The following is a 12,233-nucleotide window of genomic DNA, read 5'->3' as shown; positions in this document are numbered from 1 at the left end:
AATGAGATTGTTAAAACAAATTGGTATTTTCTTTTTACTCCCTTTTGTTGTGCTAATTGATGCTCATATTGGACAACTGGTGGGATCCTTTTTCCCCCACTTTCATTTAGCCAGTCATTTTCTGTTTTTGTTTCTCTTATTTGAGACAATTGAGGTTTCAGAATATCTCTACCTAGTCTATTGTTTTATAGTGGGTTTGGTTTACGATATCTATTTTTTCCACTTGATTGGAATTGCCACGCTTTTGTTTATCTTGATAGGTGCTTCGCTCCACAAGTTCAATAGCGTGATTTTGACAAATCGTTGGACAAGGATGTTGACCATTATTGTGATCAGTTTTCTGTTTGATATGGGGAGCTATCTTTTGGCTCTTGCCGTAGGACTGACTGTAGATTCCATGCCGGTATTCATCGTCTATAGCCTTGTCCCATCAATGATTCTGAACTTCTTATGGATTGTCATTTTTCAATTTATTTTTGAAAAAATTTATCTATAAGAAAGAAATATAAATGTAACAAAGGCGTAATATTTATTATGTCTTTTTTTGGTATACTAGTAATGTCTCAAATAGAAGGAGTATCGACAGAATATGAAGAAAAAAATCTTAGCGTCACTTTTGTTAAGTACAGTATTGGTCTCACAAACAGCAGTATTGACAACTGTTCGTGCAGAAACAACTGATGAAAAAATTGCTGCTCAAGATAATAAAATTAGCAGTTTAACAGCGCAACAACAAGAAGCTCAAAAGCAAGTGGATCAAATCCAAGGTCAAGTTTCAACAATTCAAGCAGAGCAAGCAAGCTTGCAATCCGAAAACGAAAAATTACAAGCTGAATCTAAAAAACTTGAAGGAGAAATTACAGAGCTTTCTAAAAATATCGTGGCTCGTAATGCTTCTTTAGAAAAACAAGCACGTAGCGCACAGACAAATGGAGCTGCGACTAGCTACATTAATACAATTGTAAACTCAAAATCAATCACAGAAGCCATTTCGCGTGTTGCTGCAATGAGCGAGATTGTATCGGCTAACAACAAAATGTTGGAGCAACAAAAGGCTGATAAAAAAGCAATTTCTGATAAACAAGTAGCCAATAATGAAGCAATTAATACAGTTATTGCTAACCAACAAAAATTGGCTGACGATGCGCAGGCATTGACAACTAAGCAAGCTGAGTTGAAGGTGGCAGAGTTGAATCTTGCTGCTGAGAAAGCTACTGCAGAAGGTGAAAAAGCTAGTTTGTTGGAGCAGAAAGCAGCAGCAGAGGCAGAAGCACGTGTCGCTGCAGAAGCAGAAGCAGCTTACAAAGCGCGTCAAACAAGCCAACAACAATCAGTAGTTGCTTCAGGAAATACAAGCTTCTCAGCTCAAGTACAAGCAACATCAACAACTGACGAGGAAGATTCAAGCTACACTCCGGCACCTGCGCCAGCGCCTGCTAGACAACGTCCAACTTACAGCTCAAATGCTTCAAGTTATCCAACTGGTGAATGTACTTGGGGAGCTAAAACATTGGCACCTTGGGCTGGAGATTACTGGGGCAACGGAGCTCAGTGGGCAACAAGTGCAGCCGCAGCAGGATTCCGTACAGGTTCAACTCCACAAGTTGGTGCGATTGCATGTTGGAATGATGGTGGTTATGGACACGTAGCGGTTGTTACAGCAGTTTCATCATCAACTCGTATTCAAGTATCAGAATCAAACTACGGTGGAGATCGTACAATCGGAAACAAACGTGGATGGTTCAACCCAACTACAACTTCTGAAGGGTACGTAACATACATCTATCCAAACTAATGTATAAAACGAAGAGACTCAATCGAGTCTCTTTTAATGTTTTTATCCGAAAGTCCTACTAAAATTCTACTAAATAGCTTGAAAATACTGTTGAAATATGATAAAATAAAACCTGTCGTGTAAACGATAATACTCATTCTTGATGAATTGTGAAACTGTTGCCCCTGGGTCGTTTTGCAAGTTGAAATCTAGAAGAGGAAAAAACAAAAAGGAGAAATACTCATGGCAGTAATTTCAATGAAACAACTTCTTGAGGCTGGTGTACACTTTGGTCACCAAACTCGTCGCTGGAACCCTAAGATGGCTAAGTACATCTTCACTGAGCGTAACGGAATCCACGTTATCGACTTGCAACAAACTGTAAAATACGCTGACCAAGCATATGACTTTATGCGTGACGCAGCAGCTAACGATGCAGTTGTATTGTTTGTTGGTACTAAAAAACAAGCTGCTGACGCTGTTAAGGAAGAAGCAGAACGTTCAGGTCAATACTTCATCAACCACCGTTGGTTGGGTGGAACTCTTACTAACTGGGGAACTATCCAAAAACGTATCGCTCGTTTGAAAGAAATCAAACGTATGGAAGAAGAAGGAATCTTCGACGTTCTTCCTAAGAAAGAAGTTGCACTTCTTAACAAACAACGTGCACGTCTTGAAAAATTCTTGGGTGGTATCGAAGACATGCCTCGTATCCCAGATGTAATGTACGTAGTTGACCCGCATAAAGAGCAAATCGCTGTTAAAGAAGCTAAAAAATTGGGTATCCCAGTTGTAGCGATGGTTGACACAAACACTGATCCAGACGATATTGATGTAATCATCCCAGCTAACGATGACGCTATCCGCGCGGTTAAATTGATCACAGCTAAATTGGCTGACGCTATCATCGAAGGACGTCAAGGTGAAGATGCAGCAGCAGTTGAAGCAGAATTTGCAGCTTCAGAAGCTCAAGCAGACTCAATCGAAGAAATCGTTGAAGTTGTAGAAGGCGATAACGCTTAATTCATATAAATAGTAATTACCTAGGAGGGCGGGGCGTAGCCCGGCTCTCCTATTTTTAAAAAATATAGGAGAATCAAAATGGCAGAAATTACAGCTAAACTTGTAAAAGAGTTGCGTGAAAAATCTGGTGCCGGTGTTATGGACGCTAAAAAAGCGCTTGTAGAAACAGACGGTGATATCGAAAAAGCGATTGAATTGCTTCGTGAAAAAGGTATGGCGAAAGCAGCTAAGAAAGCTGACCGCGTTGCTGCAGAAGGTTTGACTGGTGTTTATGTTAACGGTAACGTTGCAGCAGTAATTGAAGTAAACGCTGAAACTGACTTCGTTGCGAAAAACGCTCAATTCGTTGAGTTGGTAAATGCTACAGCTAAAGTAATTGCTGAAGGAAAACCAGCTAACAACGAAGAAGCACTTGCTTTGACAATGCCTTCAGGTGAAACTCTTGAAGCAGCTTATGTATCTGCAACAGCAACTATCGGAGAAAAAATCTCATTCCGTCGTTTTGCTTTGATCGAAAAAACAGATGCACAACACTTTGGAGCTTACCAACACAATGGTGGTCGTATCGGTGTTATCTCAGTTATCGAAGGTGGAGACGAAGCTCTTGCTAAACAATTGTCAATGCACATCGCAGCGATGAAACCAACAGTTCTTTCATACAAAGAATTGGACGCTCAATTCGTTAAAGATGAGTTGGCACAATTGAACCACGTAATCGACCAAGACAACGAAAGCCGTGCAATGGTTGGTAAACCAGCTCTTCCACACTTGAAGTATGGATCAAAAGCACAATTGACTGAAGAAGTAATTGCTCAAGCTGAAGCTGACATCAAAGCTGAGTTGGCTGCAGAAGGCAAACCAGAAAAAATCTGGGACAAAATCATCCCAGGTAAAATGGATCGCTTCATGCTTGACAACACTAAAGTTGACCAAGCTTACACACTTCTTGCACAAGTCTACATCATGGATGACAGCAAGACAGTTGAAGCTTACCTTGATTCAGTTAACGCTTCAGTAGTTGAGTTCGCTCGCTTTGAAGTTGGTGAAGGTATCGAGAAAGCTGCAAATGACTTCGAAGCTGAAGTTGCAGCTACAATGGCAGCAGCCTTGAATAACTAATGATAAAAGAGGAAGCAATTTGCTTCCTTTTTCTTTTGCTGTAGGGAACTTAGATTTTTCTTTAAATTGAACAAAGAAAAAGCCCTATAATAAGGGCTAAGTGCATTTAGGAGACTACACTTCAAATTCATAGAGTGCTGTAGACAGATAACGTTCGCCGTTATCTGGTGCTAAAGCAAGGACTTTCTTACCTGTACCTAATTTCTTGGCAACCTCAATTGCCCCGTAAATCGCTGCAGCTGAAGAAATCCCAACAAGGAAGCCTTCTTTTCCACCAATTTCACGGCCAAGCGCTAGAGCATCATCTGACGTCACGCGGACGATACCATCATAGGCCTTTGTATCAAGTGTTTCAGGAATAAATCCAGCTGAGATACCTTGAATTTTGTGAGGTCCTGGTTTTTCACCAGACAAGATAGCTGACTCGTCTGCTTCAACTGCATAAACTTGAATGTTTGAATTTGCTGCTTTAAGAGCGTGAGAAACACCTGAGATCGTTCCACCGGTACCAACACCACCCACAAAAGCATCTAGTCCATCAGAACCAAAAGCAGCCAGTATTTCAGCTCCTGTTGTTCTTTCGTGTACTTCTGGGTTAGCTGGATTATTAAATTGGAGTGGAAGGAAGCCGTCACGTTCAGCGGCGATTTCCTGAGCTTTGGCAATAGCCCCTTTCATTCCTTCACTACCAGGAGTAAGGACGAGTTCAGCACCATAGGCTTGGATAATCTTACGTCGTTCCACGCTCATCGTTTCAGGCATGACGATAACAACTTTATATCCTTTAGCAGCACCTACCCATGAAAGACCGATACCAGTGTTTCCACTCGTTGCTTCAACAATGGTAGCACCCGGTTTTAGAATACCATCTTGTTCCGCTTTTTCAATCATGCTAAGGGCAATACGGTCTTTTACTGACGATCCAGGGTTAAAAGCTTCAAGTTTTACATAAACATCTGCAGCACCCTCTGGAACAATGTTGTTAAGTTTAACAATCGGTGTTTGTCCGATTAGTTCAGTGATATTGTTATAAATAGCCATAGATATACCTCTTTGTATAAGATGATACTAGTATAACGCGCTCAAGGCTATTTGTAAAATATAGAAATCCTATCAAAGCGATAGGATTTTTTTATATCAAAGGTCTAAGCTGTAAATCTGCGAATAAATTTAGTAGGTGCTATCTATATTTTTGTTTACACTAAGTTTACAGGAACCTCAACTTCACGTAAACCTTGATCTGTTAAAGTAACCTTTCCATTAAAAAACTCAACAAGAGCAGCTTTGATATTTTCTTTCTCTTCCTTGTCAACATAAATCATCGTATCAACTTGATCTGTAAAGTTTGTATCCAGCTCCATGAGATCATGTTCTTTAAGGAAGTTACTGTACTCTTGGTATTGAGTGTAAGACATTTGAATGGCTATACCAGCTTGCTCTTTGATTTCAATAATGCCAATCTCTTTGACAGCCAAGGCCACACTACCTGCATAAGCACGAATTAAACCACCAGCACCTAGCTTAATTCCCCCGAAGTAGCGAGTAACCACTACGCAGACATTGGTAAGATTGTGATTTTCTAAGACACCGAGCATAGGGACTCCAGCAGTACCACTAGGCTCACCATCATCACTCGTACGCTTGATTTCACTTCGTTCCCCTACAATAAAAGCTGAGCAGTTATGGGTAGCTTTGTAGTGTTCTTTTTTGATGGTCGTGATGAAATCACGAGCCTCTTCTTCACTATAGACACGCTTTACATGACAGATAAATCGGGATTTTTTGATTTCTTCTTGGACCTGACCGTCCTCTTTAATTGTTCTAAATTCCATGATCTATATTGTACTAAAAAAACACCTAAAGCGCTAGATTTTTACGAATAAAGAAGTATGAAAGTAAATCCAAATTATCTCGGTCGCTTGTTTACTGAGAAAGAATTAACTAAAGAAGAACGTCAGATGGCCGTGAAACTGCCAGCAATGAGAAAAGAGAAGGGAAAACTTTTCTGTCAACGTTGTAATAGTACGATTCTAGAAGAATGGTATTTGCCTATTGACGCTTACTATTGTAGGGAGTGCTTGCTGATGAAGCGAGTTAGGAGTGATCAAGCTTTATACTATTTTCCACAGGAGGATTTTCCGAAACAAGATGTTCTCAAATGGCGTGGCCAATTGACTCCTTTTCAAGAGAAGGTGTCAGAGGGATTGATTCGAGCAGTTGAAAGGAGAGAACCTACCTTAGTTCATGCTGTCACAGGAGCTGGAAAGACAGAGATGATTTATCAAGTTGTAGCCAAAGTGATTGATGATGGTGGTGCAGTTTGTTTGGCCAGTCCTCGAATCGATGTATGTTTGGAATTGTATAAGCGACTGCAGAATGACTTTGCTTGTGAGATAGCACTACTTCATGGTGAATCAGAGCCCTATTTTCGAACTCCACTAGTTGTTGCAACGACGCATCAGTTATTAAAATTTTATCATGCCTTTGATTTGTTGATAGTGGATGAGGTAGATGCCTTTCCTTATGTTGACAATTCTATGCTTTACTATGCTGTAAAGAATGGTGTAAAGGAGGATGGGTTAAGGATATTCCTTACAGCGACTTCTACAGATGAGTTAGATAAGAAGGTTCGCACAGGAGAATTAAAACGATTGAGCTTGCCAAGACGATTTCATGGAAATCCATTGATTATTCCAAAGCCAGTTTGGTTATCGGATTTTAATCGTTACTTAGATAAGAGTCAGTTGTCACCCAAATTAAAGACCTCCATTGAGAAGCAGAGAAGAACAGGTTATCCATTGTTAATCTTTGCATCAGAAATTAAAAAAGGCGAGAAACTAAAAGAAATATTGCAGGAACAGTTTTCAAAAGAAAATATCGGCTTTGTGTCTTCTGTGACAGAAGACCGATTAGAGCAGGTGCAAGCTTTTCGAGATGGAAAGCTAACAATACTGATCAGTACGACAATCTTGGAACGTGGAGTTACCTTCCCTTGTGTGGATGTTTTCGTAGTAGAAGCTAATCATCGTCTCTTTACCAAGTCTAGCTTGATTCAGATTGGTGGGCGAGTTGGGCGTAGTATGGACAGACCAACTGGTGAGTTGCTCTTCTTTCATGATGGATTAAATACTTCCATCAAAAAGGCAATCAAGGAAATCAAGCAGATGAATAAGGAGGCGGGATTATGAATTGTTTATTATGTGGCCAGTCAACAAAGAGTGACTTGACATTTAGTCACCTCTTACTGTTTAAGAATGAGCACAACTATCTTTGCTCAGCTTGTGATTCTACTTTTGAGAAGATTGGTGAAGACCATTGTCCAAACTGCATGAAAAGAGGGTTGTCAACAACGTGTCAAGATTGTAAACTTTGGTGTGAAGATGGGATTCAAGTTGATCATAAAGCAATCTTCACCTATAATCAAGCTATGAAAGACTTCTTTAGTCGATATAAGTTTGATGGGGATTTTCTGCTTAGAAAGGTTTTTACTCCTGTACTTGCAGATGAGTTGAAAAAGTATGGAGACTATGAATTTGTGCTAATTCCTCTAAGTCCTGAAAGATTGCTTGAGAGGGGATTTAATCAGGTTGAAGGTTTGGTTGAGGCAGCCGGATTTTCTTTTCAAGACTTACTAGGGAAAAGAGAAGAGAAGGCTAGTTCTTCTAAGAATCGCTCAGAACGATTAGCTACGGAAATTCCCTTTTATATTAAAACGGAAGCCCCTCTTCCTAAGAAGATTTTGGTTATTGATGACATTTATACGACAGGGGCGACTATCAATCGTGTGAAGCGACTTTTTGAAGAGGCAGGTGTTTTGGAAGTCAAAACTTTTTCTCTTGTAAGATAAGGAAAAAATTTGCAAAATGAAAATGAAAGCGTTATAATATAGTTAGAAAAATAAAAATGTTTAGAAAGAAGGTACTTATATGATTAAATATAGTATCCGTGGTGAAAACCTAGAAGTAACAGAAGCAATTCGCAATTATGTAGTTTCTAAACTCGAAAAGATCGAAAAATATTTTCAACCTGAACAAGAGTTGGATGCACGTGTCAACTTGAAAGTTTACCGTGAAAAAACAGCAAAAGTTGAAGTAACAATTCCACTTGGATCAATTACCCTTCGTGCAGAAGATATTTCTCAAGATATGTATGGTTCTATCGATCTTGTAACAGATAAAATTGAACGCCAGATTCGAAAAAATAAAACAAAAATCGAACGCAAGAATAAAAATAAGGTTGCAACAAGCCAACTCTTTACAGATGCTCTAGTTGAAGATGCAAATGTTGTGCAGCCAAAAGTGGTTCGTTCAAAACAAATTGATTTAAAACCAATGGATTTGGAAGAAGCTCTTCTTCAAATGGACTTGTTGGGACATGATTTCTTTATCTATGTAGATGTAGAAGATCAAACAACAAATGTTTTGTATCGCCGCGAAGATGGTGAAGTTGGTTTGCTAGAAGTTAAGGAATCATAAAACCTTGACAACTATGTAAAAGTGGTTTACACAATTGTAAACCACTTTTGTATTGCATCATTATACAAGGTATAAATGGAGGTAGTTATGAAAGACGTGGTGATTGTTTCAGCAGTGCGAACTCCTATTGGTTCCTTTGGAGGGAGCTTGAAGAATGTTTCTGCTGTTGATTTGGGATCTTTGGTCATTAAGAGCGCTTTGGAAAAAGCCAATGTCAAACCAGAGCAGGTAGACGAAGTGATTATGGGGAATGTCCTAGGCGCAGGTTTAGGTCAAAACGTAGCTCGTCAAATGAGCGTTCATGCAGGACTCCCTGAATTTACACCAGCCTTTACTATCAACAAGGTTTGTGGTTCCGGTTTGAAGGCCGTGCAGTTGGCTGCTCAAGCGATTCAGTGTGGCGATGCAGATATTGTCGTGGCTGGTGGTGCAGAAAACATGAGTCAGGCTCCATACGTTTTGCCAAGTTTCCGTTGGGGTGGCCGTATGGGAGATTCAAAAGTGGTAGATACCATGATTAAGGACGGTTTGTCTGATGCTTTTAACGAATACCATATGGGGATCACAGCTGAGAATGTGGCTGAAGAATATGGTATTAGCCGGGATGAACAAGATGCTCTTGCTTTGGAATCACAAAAACGAGCAGTGGCGGCTATAGAATCTGGACGCTTTAAGAAAGAGATTGTTCCAGTGGTCATTCCTCAACGCAAAGGTGATCCTATTGTCTTTGATACAGATGAATTTCCTAGAAAAGATGCCAGCTTGGAGAGTTTGTCTAAGCTAGGTCCTGTTTTCAAAAAAGACGGTTCTGTTACGGCGGGAAATGCTTCAGGTATCAATGACGGGGCAGCAGCTGTCTTGGTCATGAGTGCTGAAAAAGCTGAAGAATTAGGACTTCCAGTGATTGCTCGCATTCGTTCGTATGCAAGTGCAGGTTTGGATCCTAAGATGATGGGATGTGGACCGATTTATGCGACTCGCAAAGCTCTTGAAAAAGGCAATTTGACAGTTGATGAGCTTGACTTGATTGAGTCAAATGAAGCCTTTGCTGCTCAGGCTTGTGCGGTTGGGAAAATACTTGGCTTTAACACAGATATTGTCAATGTCAATGGTGGTGCGATTGCTCTCGGTCACCCAATTGGAGCTTCAGGCTGTCGTATCTTAGTGACTCTGGTACATGAGATGATGAAGCGTGATGCCAAAACTGGTTTAGCAACTCTCTGTATCGGGGGAGGGATGGGAACAGCCCTCATCGTTGAACGTTAGATGGTAGTAATCTTAGTGCAGGAGGATAATGAGCTTATTCTCCTTTTTGCATTAAAACCATAAAAAAATCAATAAGGAAAAGGAGGCTTACCACTTTTTAAAGGTCGCTTTTTAAGGGCATTTGTGATATAATAATGCGCAAGAGGTTTAGAATGAAAAAAAATAATTTAACCCCGATTTCTGCGGTTCTACTAGGGATTGCAACTTTCGGAACCTTAACAATGCTGATTATTTTTTCACAAAATAATGTTGTAACAATCAGTGCCTTGTTTTTATTTGTACTTCTTTATCTGCTTTTATTCATCTGGCAAAAAAAACGGTATGAAAAGAGCGAAATTGAACAAATCCAATACGTAAACCATCAAGCGGAAGATAGCTTGAACACGCTGCTCGATCAAATGCCAGTTGGTGTTCTGAAATTAGACTTATCTAGTGGCGAAGTCGAATGGTTTAATCCTTATGCTGAGTTGATTTTGACGACTGAAGAAGGCGAAATTGATGTTGACTTGATTCAAACCATTATCAAGGCTTCTGTGGGGAACCCTGGTTCTTATGCTACCTTGGGCGAAACACGATATGCTGTTCATATGGATAAGGCCTCAGGTGTTTTGTATTTCTTTGATGTTTCTGGGGAGTACGAAGCAACCGTCGAATTGGTAACCAGTCGACCAGTGATTGGGGTTATCTCGGTAGACAACTACGATGATCTAGAAGATGCAACCTCCGACTCCGATATTAGTCATATCAATAGCTTTGTAGCAAATTTTGTTTCAGAATTTGCTAGTAAGTATGCTATGTTTTCTCGGCGTGTGGGTATGGATCGCTTTTATTTATTTACTGATTACACAGTTCTTGAGGGCTTGATGAATGATAAATTCTCTGTGATTGATGCCTTTCGTGAGGAGGCAAAACAGAGACAGCTGCCATTGACCTTGAGCATGGGCTTTTCTTATGGTGATGGAAATCATGATGAGATAGGGAAAGTTGCTCTAAGGAACTTAAACCTAGCTGAGGTTCGTGGTGGGGACCAAGTAGTTGTCAAGGAAAATGATGAAACCAAGAACCCAGTCTACTTTGGTGGTGGTTCCGCAGCCTCTGTTAAGAGAACAAGAACACGTACCAGAGCAATGATGACAGCTATTTCAGATAAAATTAGAAGTGTAGACCAAGTCTTTGTAGTCGGGCACAAGAATCTGGATATGGATGCCTTGGGGTCTGCAGTCGGTATGCAGCTGTTTGCGAGCAATATTACAGAAGACAGTTATGCAGTCTACGATGCAGAACAAATGTCGCCAGACATTGAGCGCGCCGTCAACTTCTTGGAAAAAGAGGGTGTCACTAAGCTCTTGCCTCTGGCTGATGCGATGAGATTGGTCACCAAGCGCTCTTTGTTGATTTTAGTGGATCATTCCAAGACGGCTTTGACCTTGTCCAAAGGTTTTTATGAATTATTCACGCAAACCATTGTCATTGACCATCATAGACGTGATCAGGATTTCCCTGAGAATGCAGTCATCACCTATATCGAAAGTGGAGCAAGTAGTGCGAGTGAGTTGGTCACAGAGTTGATTCAGTTCCAAAATTCTAAGAAGAATCGTTTGAGTCGTATGCAGGCTAGTGTTTTGATGGCTGGTATGATGCTGGATACCAAGAATTTCACATCTCGAGTAACGAGTCGAACTTTTGATGTGGCTAGCTACCTCAGAACACGTGGAAGCGATAGTATTGCTATTCAGGAGATTGCTGCGACAGATTTTGAAGAGTACCGTGAGGTAAATGAACTCATTTTACAAGGTCGTAAGCTAGGTTCAGATATCTTGATTGCCCAAGCTAAGGACTCAACGACTTATGACACGATTGTCATCAGTAAGGCTGCTGATGCTATGTTGGCTATGTCCGGCATTGAGGCTAGTTTCGTTCTGGCAAAAAATACACAAGGATTCATCTCTATCTCGGCTCGAAGCCGCAGTAAAATCAATGTGCAACGGATTATGGAAGAACTGGGCGGTGGTGGTCACTTTAACCTAGCTGCTGCGCAGATTAAGGATATGAGTCTATCAGAAGTTGGAGGAAAATTGACTCAACTTATCTTGGATGAACTAAAGGAAAAGGAGAAAGAAGAATGAAAGTAATCTTTTTAGCAGATGTCAAAGGAAAAGGGAAAAAAGGCGAAATCAAGGAAGTGCCAACTGGCTATGCTCAAAACTTCCTGATTAAAAAGAATTTGGCTAAGGAAGCAACTGCTCAGGCAATCGGTGAATTGCGTGGAAAACAGAAGTCTGAAGAAAAGGCTCATGCTGAAATGATTGCTGAAGCAAAAGCCATCAAGGCCAAGCTTGAAGCAGAAGAAACGGTTGTAGAGTTTGTTGAAAAGGTTGGCCCAGATGGTCGTACCTTTGGATCCATCACCAACAAGAAAATTGCAGAAGAATTGCAAAAGCAGTTTGGTATCAATATTGACAAGCGTCACATTCAAGTAAAAGCACCAATTCGAGCAGTAGGTTTGATTGATGTACCAGTAAAAATCTACCAAGATGTTACAAGCGTCATCAATCTTCGTGTAAAAGAAGGTTAAG

At 40.4% G+C, this 12,233-nt stretch carries 12 protein-coding genes; 10 read left to right on the top strand and 2 right to left on the bottom strand.

Annotated features, from left to right (window positions below):
• Position 1 precedes the first annotated feature (1 nt).
• The 4 genes from mreD to tsf all read left to right on the top strand — a co-directional run bounded on the left by mreD (position 2) and on the right by tsf (position 3,916).
• Positions 2–496 carry a rod shape-determining protein MreD gene (gene mreD, locus EJF26_RS07115; RefSeq protein WP_001237919.1) on the top strand — a complete coding sequence of 165 codons (495 nt, stop codon included), beginning with the start codon at positions 2–4 and terminating at the stop codon, positions 494–496.
• A gap of 93 nt (positions 497–589) precedes the next feature.
• On the top strand, positions 590–1,795 hold the full coding sequence (gene pcsB, locus EJF26_RS07110; RefSeq protein ID WP_000726996.1) for a peptidoglycan hydrolase PcsB: 1,206 nt from the start codon (positions 590–592) through the stop codon (positions 1,793–1,795).
• A gap of 222 nt (positions 1,796–2,017) precedes the next feature.
• Positions 2,018–2,797 carry a 30S ribosomal protein S2 gene (rpsB, locus tag EJF26_RS07105; RefSeq protein WP_000268474.1) on the top strand — a complete coding sequence of 260 codons (780 nt, stop codon included), beginning with the start codon at positions 2,018–2,020 and terminating at the stop codon, positions 2,795–2,797.
• 78 nt (positions 2,798–2,875) lie between these two features.
• Entirely contained in the window at positions 2,876–3,916 is a 1,041-nt protein-coding gene (gene tsf, locus EJF26_RS07100) for a translation elongation factor Ts (RefSeq protein ID WP_000808061.1), read from the top strand.
• A 114-nt stretch (positions 3,917–4,030) separates the two neighbouring features.
• Here tsf and cysK read toward each other — a convergent pair whose 3' ends face one another.
• Both cysK and EJF26_RS07090 read right to left on the bottom strand, forming a co-directional pair.
• Positions 4,031–4,957, bottom strand: a complete 927-nt coding sequence (gene cysK / locus EJF26_RS07095) for a cysteine synthase A (RefSeq protein WP_001029449.1) — start codon at positions 4,955–4,957, stop codon at positions 4,031–4,033.
• Positions 4,958–5,112: 155 nt separating this feature from the next.
• Positions 5,113–5,748 (bottom strand): YigZ family protein, encoded by a 636-nt coding sequence (locus tag EJF26_RS07090; protein ID WP_000395764.1) that lies wholly within the window; start codon positions 5,746–5,748, stop codon positions 5,113–5,115.
• A gap of 57 nt (positions 5,749–5,805) precedes the next feature.
• Here EJF26_RS07090 and EJF26_RS07085 point away from each other — a divergent pair, with 57 nt between their 5' ends.
• The 6 genes from EJF26_RS07085 to rplI all read left to right on the top strand — a co-directional run bounded on the left by EJF26_RS07085 (position 5,806) and on the right by rplI (position 12,232).
• Positions 5,806–7,104, top strand: a complete 1,299-nt coding sequence (locus EJF26_RS07085; protein ID WP_000867716.1) for an ATP-dependent helicase ComFA — start codon at positions 5,806–5,808, stop codon at positions 7,102–7,104.
• On the top strand, positions 7,101–7,763 hold the full coding sequence (locus tag EJF26_RS07080) for a ComF family protein (RefSeq protein ID WP_000995710.1): 663 nt from the start codon (positions 7,101–7,103) through the stop codon (positions 7,761–7,763). The genes EJF26_RS07085 and EJF26_RS07080 overlap by 4 nt, the downstream gene beginning before the upstream one ends.
• A 79-nt stretch (positions 7,764–7,842) precedes the next feature.
• The gene (gene hpf / locus EJF26_RS07075) at positions 7,843–8,391 is read left to right on the top strand and encodes a ribosome hibernation-promoting factor, HPF/YfiA family (protein WP_000599119.1); all 549 of its coding nucleotides are present in this window, start codon (positions 7,843–7,845) and stop codon (positions 8,389–8,391) included.
• Between the two features lie 87 nt (positions 8,392–8,478).
• Positions 8,479–9,657 carry an acetyl-CoA C-acetyltransferase gene (locus EJF26_RS07070; RefSeq protein ID WP_000656058.1) on the top strand — a complete coding sequence of 393 codons (1,179 nt, stop codon included), beginning with the start codon at positions 8,479–8,481 and terminating at the stop codon, positions 9,655–9,657.
• Between the two features lie 152 nt (positions 9,658–9,809).
• On the top strand, positions 9,810–11,783 hold the full coding sequence (locus EJF26_RS07065) for a DHH family phosphoesterase (protein ID WP_000739993.1): 1,974 nt from the start codon (positions 9,810–9,812) through the stop codon (positions 11,781–11,783).
• A complete protein-coding gene (gene rplI / locus EJF26_RS07060) occupies positions 11,780–12,232 on the top strand; it encodes a 50S ribosomal protein L9 (protein WP_000864203.1) in 453 nt (150 codons plus the stop codon). The genes EJF26_RS07065 and rplI overlap by 4 nt, the downstream gene beginning before the upstream one ends.
• Position 12,233 lies beyond the last annotated feature (1 nt).

The organism is Streptococcus oralis subsp. dentisani (assembly GCF_007475365.1).
Lineage (GTDB): Bacteria > Bacillota > Bacilli > Lactobacillales > Streptococcaceae > Streptococcus > Streptococcus mitis_AX.
The sequence above is the reverse complement of the archived record's forward strand: the minus strand, read 5'-3'. Positions and strand labels throughout refer to the sequence as shown.

Excerpts from the sequence above, each read along its gene's own strand:
- tsf (WP_000808061.1), top strand. The coding sequence starts at position 2,876 with ATGGCAGAAATTACAGCTAAACTTGTAAAAGAGTTGCGTGAAAAATCT.
- EJF26_RS07085 (WP_000867716.1), top strand. The coding sequence starts at position 5,806 with ATGAAAGTAAATCCAAATTATCTCGGTCGCTTGTTTACTGAGAAAGAA.
- hpf (WP_000599119.1), top strand. The coding sequence starts at position 7,843 with ATGATTAAATATAGTATCCGTGGTGAAAACCTAGAAGTAACAGAAGCA.
- EJF26_RS07070 (WP_000656058.1), top strand. The coding sequence starts at position 8,479 with ATGAAAGACGTGGTGATTGTTTCAGCAGTGCGAACTCCTATTGGTTCC.
- EJF26_RS07065 (WP_000739993.1), top strand. The coding sequence starts at position 9,810 with ATGAAAAAAAATAATTTAACCCCGATTTCTGCGGTTCTACTAGGGATT.
- EJF26_RS07080 (WP_000995710.1), top strand. The coding sequence starts at position 7,101 with ATGAATTGTTTATTATGTGGCCAGTCAACAAAGAGTGACTTGACATTT.
- mreD (WP_001237919.1), top strand. The coding sequence starts at position 2 with ATGAGATTGTTAAAACAAATTGGTATTTTCTTTTTACTCCCTTTTGTT.
- rpsB (WP_000268474.1), top strand. The coding sequence starts at position 2,018 with ATGGCAGTAATTTCAATGAAACAACTTCTTGAGGCTGGTGTACACTTT.
- pcsB (WP_000726996.1), top strand. The coding sequence starts at position 590 with ATGAAGAAAAAAATCTTAGCGTCACTTTTGTTAAGTACAGTATTGGTC.
- rplI (WP_000864203.1), top strand. The coding sequence starts at position 11,780 with ATGAAAGTAATCTTTTTAGCAGATGTCAAAGGAAAAGGGAAAAAAGGC.
- EJF26_RS07090 (WP_000395764.1), bottom strand. The coding sequence starts at position 5,748 with ATGGAATTTAGAACAATTAAAGAGGACGGTCAGGTCCAAGAAGAAATC.
- cysK (WP_001029449.1), bottom strand. The coding sequence starts at position 4,957 with ATGGCTATTTATAACAATATCACTGAACTAATCGGACAAACACCGATT.